Source organism: Streptomyces sp. NPDC088354, from assembly GCF_044753585.1.
Taxonomy (GTDB): domain Bacteria; phylum Actinomycetota; class Actinomycetes; order Streptomycetales; family Streptomycetaceae; genus Actinacidiphila.
This window is the reverse complement of sequence record NZ_JBIVNJ010000004.1, coordinates 233,276-248,871: the sequence shown is the minus strand read 5'-3', so window position 1 is coordinate 248,871 and position 15,596 is coordinate 233,276. Positions and strand designations below refer to the sequence as shown.

Below are 15,596 nucleotides of genomic sequence, written 5' to 3'. Positions count from 1 at the left end.
ATGCCCGACTATGTCGAGGTGAGTATCCGTGCCGACCTACATCTCGCTGCTGAACTGGACCGAGCAGGGCATTCGCGCCTGCAAGGACACGGCGACCCGTGCCGACGCGTTCGCGGCCGCGCTCGAAAGGCTCGGCGCCAGGCTCGTGACCATGTACTGGACCGTCGGTTCGTACGACCTCGTGGCGGTCCTTGAGGCACCCGACGACGAAACGGCAGCCGCCGCGCTCCTCCAGCTCGGCGAGGCGGGCAACGTCCGCAGCACGACCATGCGAGCGTTCGGCCGAGACGAGATCGAAGGCGTCATCGCCAGGGCATCCATGTGAGGCCCGTAGCGCCGTCCGTTCGTGTCGAGAGGGCCATGAGGGCGTCGCCCTGCCGCTCTCGTGGGGCGGGGGAGGAAGCGGGTGCCGCGGGTTCTGGCCCTGCCGGGCGCCAGCGAGAAGGCACCGGACCGGCCACGGTCCGGTGCCTTCGGGCGGTGGTGATGTGGGGCTGCCGGGACGACCCTTTTGCCGCCAGCCTCCGCAGTGGTGGGGGGTCAGGCCGGGGTGCCGGCGTCCTGCGTGGAGGCCGTGAACGCCTCGGGGCCCTGCTCCGCCGCTGCCGGGTCCATCCACATGACCTGCCAGGCGTGGCCGTCGAGATCGAAGAAGCTGCGTGAGTACATGAAGCCGTAGTCCTCGGCGCCGTCCGCCTCGGAGCCGCCCGCCGCGAGCGCGGCGGCGCTGACCGCGTCGACCTGGTCGCGGGACGACACGCTGAAGCAGTACAACGCCAGCGTGTGCGTGGTGGGGTCGGCCATCGGCAGTTTCGCGAACTCCGCGAACTTCTCGCGGCTCAGCAGCATGACGAAGGCATGCTCGCCGACCGGCATGCAGGCGGCGGTCTTGTCGGTGAAGTTCGGGTTGAAGCCGAACCCGAGCTCGGCGAAGAACGCCTTGCTGCGCTCGAGGTCCGCTACGGGGATGTTGACGAACAGCATGCGGCCGGGGTGTGCGGGAGTCGTCATGGTGGGTCTCCAGTCGGTGGCTCGACGGCGTACGTACGGAGGGACCGGCCCTACCGGCGGAACTCATCGGTGTACCTTCGCCGGCCACCCGAAACAGCGGACACCGTCGCCCGGATGTCCTCGTTGCCATCGCTGCCACGACGGCCGCCACTGCTGTCGGCAACGAGGAGCGGTGGCCCTACGATCTTGCGGTGAGCTACGACATCTACTTTCTGAGCCGACGCGACGGCCAGTCCTGGGATGAGGTCCTGGAGGCCATGGAGGACGCAGCCCAAGACAGCGGGCCCATCCCCGCTGAGCTCCTCGCAGCATGGCAGCGAATAGTGCCGCAGGCCCGAACCCTGCTCGGCGATGTGGAGATCGCGGAGGATGGGCAGGAGTCGCGGGACCTGAGCCACTCCGGTACTGGTGTCGACCTTTCAGTGTTCGGTGACGAGGTCAGCATCACCGTGCCCTACTGGCACGTCGGGGACGGTGCCGCAACGGTGCTCGGCAAGGTCTTTGCCCTCTCCGCGATCGTGGAGAAGGAGACCGGCCTGACTGCCTATGATCCCCAAGTGGAGATGCCTTTGGCGGAGATGCCTCCGCAGCAGGCAACGGGCATCATGTCGCGGGTCACGTCGGACCTCCGAAACCGCTACGGGGGTTGAGGGCCCCGTGCCCGGTCCGTGCCCGCGGGAGCGGTAAGCCACGGTCAACAGCGGGTGTAAGGGAGAGCCTCCGCTACACCCTGGAACCCGTTCTCGCAGGTCAGGCTGTAGTCGAGGCCCAGAAGCCCGGTGATTCCCAAGCTCAGGTGAGATTCACCGCTGTGCCCGCCTTGCGGATCGGCTGCCCAAGAATCTTATCGACCTCCGTTGATACGGCGTCGAGGAGTGCCTCACCGAACAGACAGAGAGACTCTTCCCAAGGATGGCCAAAGCTGCCCATGCGGAAGTCTTCCGAAAGGTAGATGAAATAGTCCCCGTCGGGATACGGGCTGAGTGGCCAAGCCGGTTGCCCAGGGCCGCCGATCTCCTGCGGGGCAAAGCGGTAACAGGTGTGCTGCCAGTCCAGCGCGAGCAGTGTGCCCTGCGGGCCAACGCACGCGGCCAGCCCCTGCTGGACGACCTCGACCAGTCGGTCCAGGCGCTCGTAGTCGGGTTCGTCGGGGAGCGTCGACAGGCTCCAGGTGATCGATGCGGCAGGCTCTTTGATGGCTGGCCAATTGAATGAACTCGTACTCGGCTGGAAACTGAACTCTTGGTAGAAGCGGTCCCAGACGTCTCGGTACTCAGCCGCGGGCAGCGCGGCCACGGGTTCGTCCATCCCCGATCGCTCCTAACGACGTGCCTGAAAGGGGACGCCCGCTGAATCGGTCACGAGAGGGCGGGCGAGAATCTCATGCGGGTGTCACCCCGCAAGTTGAACACCTCGGCCGGGCCGTCCCTGGGCCGTGGAAGGTGGACCAGCGCTGACCAACGTTGACAACCAGTGACGGTATCAACGCTGGTCAGCGGGCTGTTCCGTTTGGAGACCCAGCTCAGCCAGGTGGCTGATCAGTAGACCGATATGTGCACGTGGTCGAAGTGGTTCTGGGTGATGGAGCCGCGGTCCTCCATGAGCTTCCAGCCCTGCTGGGGGAGGCGGCTGGACCATATGTGCTGTTCGTAGATCACGTACCATATGCCGAATTCGTCCGCGTGCTCGCGGACCCAGGCGACGATGTCGTCGCCGAGGGCCTCGGGTCTGCCGGTGACCTTGTGGCCGGCGGGCATGAGCATGAAGTCGCAGGCACGGCCCAGGGGGTGTTCGCCGCCGCCGGCGATGCCGCCGTCCTCGCGGTAGCAGCCGGGGGCGCCGCGGAGGCCGCGGGGGCCGAACTCCTTGACGACGGCGTCGCGGACGGCCTTCATGCGCGCGGTGATGTGGTCGGGGCCCTGGGGGGCCTCCTCGGGCCAGTTGGCCGCCCGCACTTGGGCGGAGAGCGTGGGCCAGGCCACGGCCGCCAGTACGAGGGCGCCGATCACGAGCAGCCCGAAAACGGTGCGGCGGACGCTGCGGCCGCGTGTGGTGTCCCGCCCCCTGGTGGTGTTCATCGCCCCCCACAACGCCCGGCGCGAGCGGTAAGTGCCCGGCTGGACCAGCGGCGTCGGTGACGCGAATATCACGTCCCGCCGGGGGCCCGGCCCGGTGACGCGGGCGTACGCTCCTGCGTTGACCCGTCGACGGGGAGCCGACACACGTACAGCCAGGAGGCGCAGGACAGATGGCCACAGGTCTCACGAGTGACGAGCAGCGCGGGGAGCGGATCGTCGAGGTCTTCGGGACCGCCTTCGGCGAGCTGCTCGCGGCGGATCCGGCGGCCTTCCGGGTCAAGTTCCGCAAGATGGCGGCCTCGGCGTTCGCGTTCTACCGCGGCACGGCCTGCCTGTACTACGCCGACCTCGCCGAGGAGAAGGACGGCAGCCCCTTCGTGGACGAGCGCACCTCCCGGGTGTGGATCCACGGGGACCTGCACGCCGAGAACTTCGGCACCTACCTGGACGCCAACGGCCGGCTGATCTTCAACGTCAACGACTTCGACGAGGCCTACGTCGGCCCCTTCACCTGGGACCTGCAGCGCTTCGCCGCCTCCATCGCGCTGATCGGCTACAGCAAGGCGCTGGCCGACGACGTGATCTCCGGCCTGGTGCGCACCTATGCCACCGCCTACCGCGAGCGCATCCGTGCCCTCGCCCAGGACGAGGCCGTGCCCTCGCTCACCCTGGACACCGCGGAGGGCACGTTGCTGGACGCACTGCGCCACGCGCGCGCCCAGACCCGGGTGGGCCTGCTGGACTCGATGACCGAGATCCGCGAGTGGGACCGCCGCTTCACCCCCGACGGCGGCGCCGTCGAGCTGGACGAGGCGACCCGCGCCAAGGTGCTGCGGGCCTTCGAGGGGTACCTGGAGACGCTGCCGGAGACCAGCCTGATCAACCCCGACAGCCACCGGGTCAAGGACGTGGTCGGCCGCCGCGGCGTCGGCATCGGCAGCGCGGGCCTGCCCTCGTACAACCTCCTCCTCGAGGGGCACACCGACGCCCTGGAGAACGACGTCGTGATCTACATGAAGCAGGGCCAGACCCCCGCGGTCTCCCGGCACATCACCGACGAGGCGGTCCGCTCCTACTTCCGGCACGAGGGCCACCGCACGGTGATCTCGCAGCGCGCGCTCCAGGCGCACGCCGACCCGTACCTGGGCTGGACGGAGCTGGACGGTGTCGGCCAACTGGTCGCCGAGGTGTCGCCGTACGCCGTGGACCTGGACTGGTCGGACATCGACGACCCCGCCCAGATCGAGGCGGTCGTGGCCGACCTCGGCCGGGCGACGGCCGCCATGCACGCGGCGGCGGACGACGAGAGCGGCCACTCCCTGGTGCCGTTCTCGACGGAGGACGCGATCGACGAGGCCATCGCGCGCGACGAGGAGGGCTTCCCCGGGATGCTGGTGGACTTCGCCCACTCCTACGGGGCGCGGGCCCGCGAGGACCATCAGATCTTCGTGGACCTGTTCCGCAACGGCCGTTTCCCGGGGCTGTGATCGGGGCTGCGATCCCGGGTTTTCGGGGCTTTAGGCATTGCTTACCCACCGGCATGGCACACTCAGCGCCATGGATGGGACCGGGCCTCAGCTGAGGGCGTTGCGCGCGGCGTGTTTCGCCGCGCTGTGCGTCACGCTGTCCGCGACCGCCCACATCCTGCTCTCGCACGAGCCCCTGCCGCTGGTGACCACGGCGGGGGCGGCCGTCGGCGTCTTCGCCGTCGCCTACGCCCTCGGCGGCCGGGAGCGCGGCTACTGGCCGATCGCCGGCCTCCTCGTCCCGCTCGAACTGGCCGTGGACACGCTGTTCACGGCCGGACAGCAGACCTGTTACGGCCCGGCCGGCGGGCCCGTCACGGGCTCGTGGCGCTCGATCAACGAGGCCCTGGCCTGCCACGGCGGTGACGTCGGCGGCCCGCTCGCCGGCGCCGCCGGGAGCCCCGGCCACTCGGCCTCGCCCTGGCTGCTGCTCGTCGTGCACGTCGCCGTGGGCCTGGCCGCCGCCTGGTGGCTGCGGCGCGGCGAGGCCGCGCTGCACGGCCTGCTGCGCATCGTCTTCCGGCCGCTGATCGTCGCGGTCGCCGCCTTCCGCGGCACCGCCCGGCCGCGGGCCGCCGCCCGCCGCTTCGTGCCCGCGGCCGCCGTCGCGCCCGCGCTGCCGCTGCTGCTCCACACCGTCGTACGCCGAGGGCCCCCGGTCGTCGCCGCCGCTCGCTGAGCCGCGCCGCGCACGACCCGTCCCACCCCCGCACATCCCCTCACGCATGTCACGACGACACGGAGAACCCACCACCATGAGCAAGAGGAACAGCCAGACCGCCAAGACCGCCGCCCGCGAGCGTCTGCGCGCGGAGCGGGAGCGCCAGGCGAAGCGCGACAAGGTCCGCCGCCAGTTCATCGTCGGCGGCGCCGTGGTCGGCGTTCTGGCGCTCGGCGCCGGCATAGCCGTGGCCGTGGTCAAGATGAACGCGCCCTCCTACTGGGAGAAGGCCGCTGACCAGAAGCTGGTGGCGCCGGCGAACTCCACGGGCAAGAACGGCACGTCCATCGAGATCGGCGACGCGAACGCCAAGCACACGCTGAAGGTGTACGAGGACCTGCGCTGCCCGGTCTGCGCGCAGTTCGAGCAGACCTCCGGCGAGGAGGTCCAGAAGGACGCCAAGGACGGCAAGTACAAGATCTCGTACACCATGGGCGCCTTCCTGGACGACGCCCTCAAGCAGGGCCAGGGCTCGAAGAACGCGCTGAGCGCGCTCGGCGCGGCGCTGAACGTCAGCAAGGACGCGTTCGTCCAGTACCACGCGCTGCTGTACTCCAAGGACGTCCACCCCGAGGAGACCAAGGACGACTTCGGCAGTGACGCCAAGCTGATCGAGATCGCGCAGAAGGTCGACGCCCTCAAGGGCAACAAGACCTTCGAGAACGCCGTCCGCAACGGCACCTACGACAAGTGGGCGCTGACGATGGCCAAGCAGTTCGACACGGACGGCATCCAGGGCACGCCGACCGTGAAGCTGGACGGCAAGACGATCGAGAACGTGCAGACCATGACGCCGCAGCAGTTCACGGCGGCGGTGGACGCGCAGATCGGCGCCAAGCAGTAGGCGGCGCACGGCACTTGATCGCCCCCCGGTCCCCGGCGACGTGCCGGGGACCGGGGGGCGAAGTCTTCGCCAACAGTTGCCGGGAGGGGTGCCGGAGAGCGGTTACTGACGCGTAATCTGATCCGCCGTGACCGAGACCTCTGCATCCTCACAGACCTCTCCGAGAACACCGAGCCGCCGTTCGGTGGTCAAGGCCGGCGCCGTCGTGACGGGCGCCGCGCTCATACCGCTCGCCGCCACCGCCGGCCAGGCGCAGGCGGCGTCCGCGCCCGCCTTCCTGCACGGTGTGGCCTCCGGCGACCCGCTGCCCGACGGCATCCTGCTGTGGACCCGCGTGACCCCGGTCCCCGAGGCGGTCCCCGGCTCCGGGCTCGGCCCGGCGACCGAGGTGACCTGGACCGTCGCCACGGACAAGGCGCTCACCTCCGTCGTCGCCAGTGGCACGGCCACCGCGACCGCGGCGTGCGACCACACGGTCAAGGCCGATGTGCGCGGCCTGCGGCCGGCGACGGACTACTGGTACCGATTCACCGCGGGCGGCGTGGACTCGCCGGTCGCCCGGACCCGTACCGCCCCGGCCGACAACTCCACCGCCGCCCGCCTGCGCTTCGGCGTGGTGTCCTGCTCGAACTGGGAGGCCGGGTACTTCGCCTCCTACCGGCACCTGGCCGCGCGCGGTGACCTGGACGCCTGGCTGCACCTGGGCGACTACATCTACGAGTACGCCAGCGGCGGCTTCGCCGCCCGCGGCACCGTCGTCCGCCCGCACGCGCCGGCGCACGAGATCACCACGCTGGCCGACTACCGCACCCGGCACGGCCGCTACAAGACCGATGCCGACCTCCAGGCGCTGCACGCCGCCGCCCCGGTCGTCGCGATCTGGGACGACCACGAGTTCGCCAACGACGCCTGGTCCGGCGGCGCCGAGAACCACACCGAGGGCGCCGAGGGCACCTGGACCGCACGGGTGGCGGCCGCCAAGCAGGCCTACTTCGAGTGGATGCCGGTGCGCCCCTCGATCGCGGGGACGACCTACCGCCGGCTGCGCTTCGGCAGGCTCGCCGACCTGTCGCTGCTCGACCTGCGCTCCTTCCGCTCGCAGCAGGCCGCTGTCGGCAGCGGCTCGGTGGACGACCCCGACCGCTCGATCACCGGCCGGGCGCAGCTGGACTGGCTCAAGGCGGGGCTGAAGGCCTCGGACACCACCTGGCGGCTGATCGGCAACTCGGTCATGATCTCGCCGGTCGCCTTCGGCGCGCTGCCCGACTACCTGCTCGCGCCGCTGGCGAAGCTGCTCGGCCTGCCCGGCGAAGGTCTGGCGATCAACCCCGACCAGTGGGACGGCTACACCGACGACCGCCGTGAGCTGCTGGCGCACCTGCGGGACAACGGCATCCGCAACACCGTGTTCCTGACCGGCGACATCCACATGGCGTGGGCCAACGACGTCCCGGTCAAGGCGGCCACGTACCCGCTGTCGGCGTCGGCGGCGACCGAGTTCGTGGTCACCTCCGTCACCTCGGACAACCTGGACGACATCCTCAAGGTCGCACCGCGCACCGTCTCCCCGATCGCCGAGGCCGCCGTCAAGGTCGCCAACCGGCACGTGAAGTGGGTGGACATGGACTCGCACGGCTACGGCGTCCTGGACATCACCGCCGAGCGGGCGCAGATGGACTACTACGTCCTGTCCGACCGGACCGACGCCGGCGCCACGTCCACGTGGGAGCGTTCGTACCGCACGCTGTCCGGCACCCAGAAGGTGGAGCGGGCCGACTCGCCGGTGCGCTGAGCGGCTCAGGGCGCCGCTCACCGGCAGGCGTCCCGCGGTGCGCGCCGCGCAGCGCGGGACGCCGCCCTGCCCGGTCCGGGTACGACCCGTGGCGCGGGACCGGGTCCGCCGTCGCACGGACATCGGCTACGACTCGCGGAGGCGCCGGAACCCCGCCGGCCGGGCGTGTCGCGGGGGGAGCACCCGGGCCGCCCGCCCGGCATGGACCGTCCCGGCCGTGGTTGTCGGACCCCCGGCGTAGGATTCCCCTCGCCGCCAGATGACCACCGATGCCGGAGGTGTCGCTTCCCGTGACCACGCCCTTCACCCATCTGCATGTTCACACCCAGTACTCGCTGCTGGACGGAGCGGCGCGGCTGAAGGACATGTTCAAGGCCTGCGGTGAAATGGGCATGACGCACATCGCCATGACCGACCACGGCAACCTGCACGGCGCCTACGACTTCTTCCACCAGGCCAAGGGCGCCGGGGTCACGCCGATCATCGGCATCGAGGCGTACGTCGCCCCCGAGTCGCGGCGGAACAAACGCAAGATCACCTGGGGCCAGCCGCACCAGAAGCGGGACGACGTCTCGGCCTCCGGTTCGTACCTGCACAAGACGATCTGGGCGGCGAACCGGACGGGCCTGCACAACCTCTTCCGGCTCTCCTCCGACGCCTACGCCGAGGGCTGGCTGACGAAGTACCCCCGGATGGACAAGGAGACCATCGCCCAGTGGTCCGAGGGCCTGATGGCCTCCACGGGGTGCCCCTCCGGCGAGGTGCAGACCCGGCTGCGGCTCGGCCACTTCGACGAGGCGCTCAAGGCGGCGGCGGAGTACCAGGACATCTTCGGCAAGGAGCGCTACTTCCTGGAGCTGATGGACCACGGCATCGAGATCGAGCGCCGGGTCCGCGACGGGCTGCTGGAGATCGGCAAGAAGCTCGGCATCCCGCCGGTCGTGACCAACGACTCGCACTACACGTACGCCAGCGAGGCCGACGCCCACGACGCCCTGCTGTGCATCCAGACCGGCAAGAACGTCTCCGACCCGGACCGCTTCCGCTTCGACGGCACGGGCTACTACCTCAAGACGACGGAGGAGATGCTCGCCATCGATTCCTCCGACGCCTGGCAGGAGGGCTGCCGCAACACCACGCTGCTGGTCGCCCAGCAGGTCGACACCGAGGGCTGGTTCCAGGAGAAGAACCTGATGCCCCGCTTCGACGTGCCCGACGGGTACACCGAGGTCACCTGGTTCCGCGAGGAGACCCTGCGGGGCATGCACCGCCGCTACCCCGGCGGGATCCCGGACGACCGGATGAAGCAGGCCGAGTACGAGATGGACACCATCATCCAGATGGGGTTCCCCGGCTACTTCCTCGTCGTCGCCGACTTCATCATGTGGGCCAAGAACAACGGCATCGCCGTCGGCCCCGGCCGCGGCTCCGCGGCCGGCTCGATCGTGGCGTACGCCATGGGCATCACCGACCTCGACCCGATCGAGCACGGCCTGATCTTCGAGCGCTTCCTCAACCCCGAGCGCGTCTCCATGCCCGATGTCGACATCGACTTCGACGAGCGCCGGCGCGCCGAGGTGATCCGGTACGTCACCGAGAAGTACGGCGCCGACAAGGTCGCCATGATCGGCACCTACGGCACCATCAAGGCCAAGAACGCGATCAAGGACTCGGCCCGGGTGCTGGGCTACCCCTACGCGGTCGGCGACCGGCTCACCAAGGCGATGCCCGCCGACGTCCTGGGCAAGGGCATCCCGCTCAACGGCATCACCGACCCGACGCACCCGCGCTACAGCGAGGCCGGCGAGATCCGCGGGATGTACGAGAACGAGCCGGATGCCAAGAAGGTCATCGACCTCGCCCGCGGCGTGGAGGGCCTGGTCCGGCAGATGGGCGTGCACGCGGCCGGCGTGATCATGTCCAGCGAGACGATCACCGACCACGTTCCGGTCTGGGTACGGCACTCCGACGGAGTCACCATCACCCAGTGGGACTACCCGAGTTGCGAGTCGCTCGGCCTGCTGAAGATGGACTTCCTCGGCCTGCGCAACCTCACGATCATGGACGACGCCGTCAAGCTCGTGAAGACCAACAAGGGCATCGACATCGAGCTGCTCGCGCTGCCGCTGGACGACCCCAAGACCTTCGAACTGCTCGGCCGCGGTGACACCCTCGGCGTCTTCCAGTTCGACGGCGGCCCCATGCGCTCCCTGCTGCGCATGATGAAGCCCGACAACTTCGAGGACATCTCCGCCGTCTCGGCCCTGTACCGGCCGGGCCCGATGGGCATGAACTCGCACATCAACTACGCCCTGCGCAAGAACAAGCAGCAGGAGATCACCCCGATCCACCCGGAGCTGGAGGAGCCGCTCAGGGAGGTCCTCGACATCACCTACGGCCTGATCGTGTACCAGGAGCAGGTGCAGAAGGCCGCCCAGGTGCTCGCCGGTTACTCGCTCGGCCAGGCCGACCTGCTGCGCCGCGCGATGGGCAAGAAGAAGCAGGAGGTCCTCGACAAGGAGTTCATCCCCTTCCAGAAGGGCGCGCGCGAGCGCGGCTACTCCGACGAGGCCATCCAGGCGGTGTGGGACGTGCTGGTCCCCTTCGCCGGCTACGCGTTCAACAAGGCGCACTCCTCGGCCTACGGCCTGGTCTCCTACTGGACCGCCTACCTCAAGGCCAACTACCCGGCCGAGTACATGGCCGCGCTGCTCACCTCGGTGCGCGACGACAAGGACAAGTCGGCGATCTACCTCAACGAGTGCCGCCGCATGGGTATCAAGGTGCTCCCGCCGAACGTGAACGAGTCGGACGCCAACTTCACCGCGCAGGGCGACGACGTGATCCTCTTCGGCCTGACCGCCGTCCGCAACGTCGGCCAGAACGTGGTGGACTCGATCATCCGCTGCCGCAAGGCCAAGGGGAAGTACACCGCCTTCCCCGACTTCCTCGACAAGGTCGAGGCGGTCGTCTGCAACAAGCGCACCATCGAATCGCTGATCAAGGCGGGCGCCTTCGACGAGATGGGCCACACCCGCAAGGGCCTGACCGAGCACTACGAGCCGATGATCGACAACGTGGTCGCGGTCAAGCGCAAGGAGGCCGAGGGGCAGTTCGACCTCTTCGGCGGCATGGGCGACGACGCCGCGGCCGACGAACCGGGCTTCGGGCTCGACGTCGTCTTCTCCGACGTCGAGTGGGACAAGACGTATCTGCTCGCGCAGGAGCGGGAGATGCTCGGTCTCTACGTCTCCGACCACCCGCTCTTCGGCATCGAGCACGTCCTCAACGACAAGGCGGACGCGGCCATCGCGGCCCTCGCCGGCGACTACGCCGACGGCTCGATCGTCACCATCGGCGGCATCATCTCCGGTCTGCAGCGCAAGATGACCAAGCAGGGCAACGCCTGGGCGATCGCCACCGTCGAGGACCTCGGCGGCTCCATCGACTGCATGTTCTTCCCGGCCACTTACCAGCTGGTCTCGACGCAGCTGATCGACGACGCCGTGGTCTTCGTCAAGGGCCGCCTGGACAAGCGCGAGGACATCCCGCGGCTGGTCGCCATGGAGTTGATGGTCCCCGACCTCAGCGACGCGGGCACCAACGCACCCGTGACGATCTCCATCCCGACGGTCAAGGTGACCCCGCCGCTGGTCGCCCGGCTCGGTGAGGTGCTGGCCAGCCACAAGGGCAGCACCGAGGTGCGGGTGCGGTTGCAGGGCGCCCGCTCGACCACCGTGCTGCGGCTGGACCGCCATCGGGTCACTCCCGACCCGGCACTCTTCGGTGACCTCAAGGCCCTCCTGGGCCCCGCCTGTCTCGGCGCGGCCCAGCAGCAGGCGAGCTGATCGCCCGCCCTGCCCTCTCCCTCCCGATCCCTGCGATCACCCTCCGTGCACAGGGGAGATACGCATCAAGGGTGGCACCCCCGAGCGGGATGCCACCCTTGATCGCTGCCGTCCGGCGCTAGTTGTGGCCGAACTTCTTCTGCCGCTTCTGCGACACGTGCGGCTCGGCCCCCGGGGCCGTCATGATGTGCTCGCGTCCGGCGCTCTTCGCGTGCTCTTCGGTGGTCGCGGAGGTGCCCCGCTCGGATCGCTGGCCGGTGCGCTCGCCCCGGTTCTTGTTCTTGCCCACGATGTTCCTCCTTGGGGGAAATCACGGAATGGGCCGCACTCAGGCTTGCACGGGAGTACGAAGGTCGCATTTCGGGCAGTTGCCCAGTGTGGCGCGCCGGTGATCGCCCAACAGGTCACAACGAGCCGGTGTTCGGGCAGACTCGGGGAAACGTCGGGGGGACGGACGACAGGACTCCGGAAAAGAGGGTGAGACCGATGGACCGCTGCGTCGTCCTGGTGGACGCCGGTTATCTGCTCGGCGCCGCCGCGAGCCTGCTGGCCGGAGAGCCCTCGCGCTCCCGGATCCTGGTCGACCACGCGGAGATCGTCGCGGGCCTGCGCGAACGGGCCGAGAAGGAGACCGGGCAGCCGCTGCTGCGGATCTACTGGTTCGACGGCGCCCCCGACCGCGTACCGCAGCCGGAACACCGGCGGTTGCGGGTCATGCCACGTGTCACCGTGCGGCTCGGCGCGCTCACCCGTACCGACGGACGCTGGGCCCAGAAGGGCGTGGACGCGGCCATGCACGCCGAACTGTCCGAGCTCGCCCGCAACCGGGCCTGCTCCGACGTGGTGCTCGTCACCGGCGACGGCGATCTGCTGCCCGGCATGATGTCGGCCAAGGAGCACGGCGTCGCCGTCCACCTGTGGGCCGTCCAGGCCGCCGACGGGGACTTCAACCAGTCCGAGGACCTGGTCGCCGAGGCCGACGAACGCCGGGTGCTGGACCGCGAGTGGATCACCCGGGCGATCCGGGTCCGGGAGCCCGCCGGGGTCTGCGCCCCGCCCACCCCGCGCCCCGAGATCGCCGCCATCCTCTCCGCCCCGCTGCCCGAACCCGCCCCGGCCAAGCCGCAGCCCGTCGCGGCGGAGGAGCCGACCGCGGCCGAGCCCGTCGTGGCCACCGCCGCGCAGAACGGCTCCGGCCTCCTCGCCGATCCCCCCGCGGCCGCCGGCAAGGGCCTGGTGCCCACCCCCAAGGACCTGGCCGGGATCGTGCACCGCGGCCACTCCGCCCCGCACCCCTCCTCCGCCGCGGCAGGCGCCACACTGCGCTGGTCCTCCGACCGCGGCATGGTCGGCGGCAGCGACGCCGTGGACGCCGGGCTGCCCACCCTGGCCCAGCTCACCAGCGCCGAGCAGCGCTGGGCCGACCGCGAGGAGGACATCACCGACGTCAGCGGCGACCCGTACGAGGTCGGGCAGGTCTTCGCCCGGCGCTGGATCGGCCGGCTCACCGAGGGCCTGCACCTGCAGCTGCTCTCCGCCGAGTACCCGCGCGTGCCGCACCGCATCGACGGCGAGCTGCTGCGCTACGCCGCCCGCTTCGGACTCCTCGCCCACAAGGACGACCAGATCGACGAGCACGACCGTTACGCCATCCGGGCGGGCTTCTGGCGCGAGGTCGACGCCCGCGCGGTCGTCGCACGGCCGCCCGCGGCGGAGTGAACGCGCCCCGGACCGACCCTGAGGCGCATACCGGCCGGGATGGAGCGTAGTCTCGACCCTCGTGAGTACGGGCACGGGACAGGACACCGCCGCGCGCACGGCGGTGGTCGTGACCGTGCGCGGGCTCGTCAAGACCTATCCGGCCGGGCGCGGACGCCGCGCGGCGGCGAAACCGGCCGTGCGGGCCAACGACGGCATCGACCTCGACGTCCGCGGCGGCGAGATCTTCGGGCTGCTCGGCCCCAACGGCGCCGGGAAGACCACCCTGGTGCGGCAGTTGACCGGGCTGCTGCGCCCGGACGCCGGGAGCGTCGACCTCCTCGGCCACGACCTGGTACGCCACCCCGAGCGGGCCTCGCGCCTCGTCGGCTACCTCGGACAGGAGTCCAGCGCGCTGGACGAGCTCACCGTCGCCCTCGCCGCCGAGACCACCGGGCGGCTGCGCGGACTGGACGTGCGGTCCGCGCGGGCCGAACGGGACGCCGTCCTGGAGGAGCTGGGGCTGACCGGGCTCGCCTCGCACCCGCTGCGCAAGCTCTCCGGCGGGCAGCGCCGGCTGGCCTGCCTCGCCACCGCGTTGGTGGGGGAGCGGCCGGTGCTGGTGCTGGACGAGCCGACGACCTCCATGGACCCGGTCGCCCGGCGTGCTGTGTGGGCGGCGATCGACCGGCGGCGCGCGGAGCGCGGCGTCACCGTCCTGCTGGTCACCCACAACGTGCTGGAGGCCGAGACCGTACTGGACCGCGTCGCGGTCATCGACGAGGGCCGGGTCATCGCCTGCGACACCCCGGCCGGCCTCAAGGCGCTTGTCGCCGACGAGGTGCGGCTGGACCTGGTCTGGCGGGACGAGCCCCCGCTGTCGGTGCCAGGCATCGCGGGGCTGCGCGAGAGCGCGCGGATCACCGGGCGCCGCTGGACGCTGCGGCTGCCCCAGGAGCGCGCCCGCGCGGTGGTCGCCGAGGTGACCGGCGGACCGGCCTTCGCCGCGCTCGACGACTTCACGCTGGCGACACCGAGCCTGGAGGATGTCTACCTGGCCCTCGGCGGCCGCCGGAGGGGACTGGTCAAGGCGTGAACGGCGGCAACGGCGGCAACGGAGCCATGAGGGGAACGGCCGTGAACGAGATCCCGGACGCCATCGCGGGGGAACGGGGCGGCGCGGCGTGACCATCGTCTCCGCGGGAGCGGACACCACCGCGGCGGCGGCCCCGACGACGGCCCCCGCCGGACCCTTCACCGGCGCGGCCGCGCCGCTCGCGCCCCGCGCCCGGCTGCTGCCGGCGATGATCGCGGTCTACCGGGCGCAGCTGTCGCGCGCGCGGGTCGCGCGCATCCCGCTGCTCTTCGTCGCGACGTTCCAGTCGGTCGGGATCATGGTGCTCATGCGCGGTGTCGTGCACGGCGGCCCGGCCGCCCGCGCGGTGGTCGCCGGCTCCAGCGTCCTCGTCGTCGCCTTCGTCGCGCTCAACCTGCTCGCCCAGTACTTCGGCCAGCTGCGCGCCTCCGGGGGCCTCGACCACTACGCGACGCTGCCGGTGCCGCCCGCGGCGGTGGTGCTCGGCGCGGCGGGCGCGTACGCGTCCTTCACGGTGCCCGGGACGCTGGTGACCGCCGGCATCGGCTGCGGCCTCTTCCAGCTCCCGTTCACCCATCTGTGGGTACTGGCCGCCGTCATCCCGCTGGCCGGTGCCGCCCTGTCCGGTCTCGGGGCGGCGCTCGGGCTGCTCGCCCCGCGCCAGGAGCTGGCCACGCTCGCCGGACAGCTCGGCATGTCGGCCGCGCTGCTCCTGGGCGTCCTCCCGGCGGGCAATCTGCCCGCGCCGATCGGGTACGTGCGCGACCTGCTGCCGTCCACGTACGGCGTCGAGGCGTTCATCCGCAGCTTCGACGCCCACCCGGACTGGCTGGCCGTGATCGCGGACCTGTCGGTGTGCGCCGCCGTCGGCCTCGTCTCGCTGGCCGTGGCCACGTGGGCGTACCGCAGGGCGGCCTCCCGGTGAGGGGCCGGTGGGGCGGGTGCGAGGTGCCGGTGGCGCGTCCCGCGGGTGTACCTGGCA

The 15,596-nt window shown here is 70.6% G+C and carries 14 protein-coding genes; 10 read left to right on the top strand and 4 right to left on the bottom strand.

Annotation, left to right across the window (positions count from 1 at the left end):
• Positions 1–28 precede the first annotated feature (28 nt).
• Positions 29–325: a GYD domain-containing protein gene (locus tag ACIP98_RS09445; protein ID WP_319661069.1), complete on the top strand. Its 297-nt coding sequence runs from the start codon at positions 29–31 to the stop codon at positions 323–325.
• 215 nt (positions 326–540) lie between these two features.
• Here the strand turns inward: ACIP98_RS09445 and ACIP98_RS09440 are convergent, their stop codons facing one another.
• On the bottom strand, positions 541–1,011 hold the full coding sequence (locus tag ACIP98_RS09440; protein ID WP_401974686.1) for a VOC family protein: 471 nt from the start codon (positions 1,009–1,011) through the stop codon (positions 541–543).
• Between the two features lie 191 nt (positions 1,012–1,202).
• Between ACIP98_RS09440 and ACIP98_RS09435 the strand changes: the two genes are divergently transcribed.
• Positions 1,203–1,661, top strand: a complete 459-nt coding sequence (locus tag ACIP98_RS09435; protein ID WP_401974683.1) for a hypothetical protein — start codon at positions 1,203–1,205, stop codon at positions 1,659–1,661.
• A 142-nt stretch (positions 1,662–1,803) separates the two neighbouring features.
• Here the strand turns inward: ACIP98_RS09435 and ACIP98_RS09430 are convergent, their stop codons facing one another.
• Positions 1,804–2,319 carry a DUF2716 domain-containing protein gene (locus tag ACIP98_RS09430; protein WP_401974680.1) on the bottom strand — a complete coding sequence of 172 codons (516 nt, stop codon included), beginning with the start codon at positions 2,317–2,319 and terminating at the stop codon, positions 1,804–1,806.
• Positions 2,320–2,549: 230 nt separating this feature from the next.
• A complete protein-coding gene (locus tag ACIP98_RS09425) occupies positions 2,550–3,089 on the bottom strand; it encodes a hypothetical protein (protein WP_319661073.1) in 540 nt (179 codons plus the stop codon).
• A 170-nt stretch (positions 3,090–3,259) separates the two neighbouring features.
• Here ACIP98_RS09425 and ACIP98_RS09420 point away from each other — a divergent pair, with 170 nt between their 5' ends.
• The 5 genes from ACIP98_RS09420 (at position 3,260) to dnaE (ending at position 11,820) form a co-directional block, all read left to right on the top strand.
• Positions 3,260–4,576: a DUF2252 domain-containing protein gene (locus ACIP98_RS09420; RefSeq protein ID WP_319661074.1), complete on the top strand. Its 1,317-nt coding sequence runs from the start codon at positions 3,260–3,262 to the stop codon at positions 4,574–4,576.
• 70 nt (positions 4,577–4,646) lie between these two features.
• The gene (locus tag ACIP98_RS09415) at positions 4,647–5,294 is read left to right on the top strand and encodes a hypothetical protein (protein ID WP_319661075.1); all 648 of its coding nucleotides are present in this window, start codon (positions 4,647–4,649) and stop codon (positions 5,292–5,294) included.
• Positions 5,295–5,370: 76 nt separating this feature from the next.
• Complete coding sequence (locus ACIP98_RS09410; protein WP_319661076.1) at positions 5,371–6,180, top strand: thioredoxin domain-containing protein; 810 nt, start codon at positions 5,371–5,373, stop codon at positions 6,178–6,180.
• Positions 6,181–6,307: 127 nt separating this feature from the next.
• The gene (locus ACIP98_RS09405) at positions 6,308–7,972 is read left to right on the top strand and encodes an alkaline phosphatase D family protein (RefSeq protein WP_401974675.1); all 1,665 of its coding nucleotides are present in this window, start codon (positions 6,308–6,310) and stop codon (positions 7,970–7,972) included.
• Between the two features lie 269 nt (positions 7,973–8,241).
• The gene (gene dnaE, locus ACIP98_RS09400; protein ID WP_319661078.1) at positions 8,242–11,820 is read left to right on the top strand and encodes a DNA polymerase III subunit alpha; all 3,579 of its coding nucleotides are present in this window, start codon (positions 8,242–8,244) and stop codon (positions 11,818–11,820) included.
• Between the two features lie 118 nt (positions 11,821–11,938).
• On the opposite strand, the gene ACIP98_RS09395 is transcribed toward dnaE, so the two are convergent.
• Entirely contained in the window at positions 11,939–12,109 is a 171-nt protein-coding gene (locus ACIP98_RS09395; RefSeq protein WP_319661079.1) for a hypothetical protein, read from the bottom strand.
• 197 nt (positions 12,110–12,306) lie between these two features.
• On the opposite strand from ACIP98_RS09395, the gene ACIP98_RS09390 reads away from it, so the two are divergent.
• The 3 genes from ACIP98_RS09390 (at position 12,307) to ACIP98_RS09380 (ending at position 15,539) form a co-directional block, all read left to right on the top strand.
• On the top strand, positions 12,307–13,539 hold the full coding sequence (locus ACIP98_RS09390) for an NYN domain-containing protein (protein WP_319661080.1): 1,233 nt from the start codon (positions 12,307–12,309) through the stop codon (positions 13,537–13,539).
• A 61-nt stretch (positions 13,540–13,600) separates the two neighbouring features.
• Positions 13,601–14,614, top strand: a complete 1,014-nt coding sequence (locus ACIP98_RS09385; protein ID WP_319661081.1) for an ABC transporter ATP-binding protein — start codon at positions 13,601–13,603, stop codon at positions 14,612–14,614.
• A gap of 88 nt (positions 14,615–14,702) precedes the next feature.
• Entirely contained in the window at positions 14,703–15,539 is an 837-nt protein-coding gene (locus ACIP98_RS09380) for an ABC transporter permease (protein ID WP_401974672.1), read from the top strand.
• Positions 15,540–15,596 lie beyond the last annotated feature (57 nt).

Excerpts from the sequence above, each read along its gene's own strand:
- ACIP98_RS09440 (WP_401974686.1), bottom strand. The coding sequence starts at position 1,011 with ATGACGACTCCCGCACACCCCGGCCGCATGCTGTTCGTCAACATCCCC.
- ACIP98_RS09430 (WP_401974680.1), bottom strand. The coding sequence starts at position 2,319 with ATGGACGAACCCGTGGCCGCGCTGCCCGCGGCTGAGTACCGAGACGTC.
- ACIP98_RS09425 (WP_319661073.1), bottom strand. The coding sequence starts at position 3,089 with ATGAACACCACCAGGGGGCGGGACACCACACGCGGCCGCAGCGTCCGC.
- ACIP98_RS09420 (WP_319661074.1), top strand. The coding sequence starts at position 3,260 with ATGGCCACAGGTCTCACGAGTGACGAGCAGCGCGGGGAGCGGATCGTC.
- ACIP98_RS09415 (WP_319661075.1), top strand. The coding sequence starts at position 4,647 with ATGGATGGGACCGGGCCTCAGCTGAGGGCGTTGCGCGCGGCGTGTTTC.
- ACIP98_RS09410 (WP_319661076.1), top strand. The coding sequence starts at position 5,371 with ATGAGCAAGAGGAACAGCCAGACCGCCAAGACCGCCGCCCGCGAGCGT.
- dnaE (WP_319661078.1), top strand. The coding sequence starts at position 8,242 with ATGCCGGAGGTGTCGCTTCCCGTGACCACGCCCTTCACCCATCTGCAT.
- ACIP98_RS09390 (WP_319661080.1), top strand. The coding sequence starts at position 12,307 with ATGGACCGCTGCGTCGTCCTGGTGGACGCCGGTTATCTGCTCGGCGCC.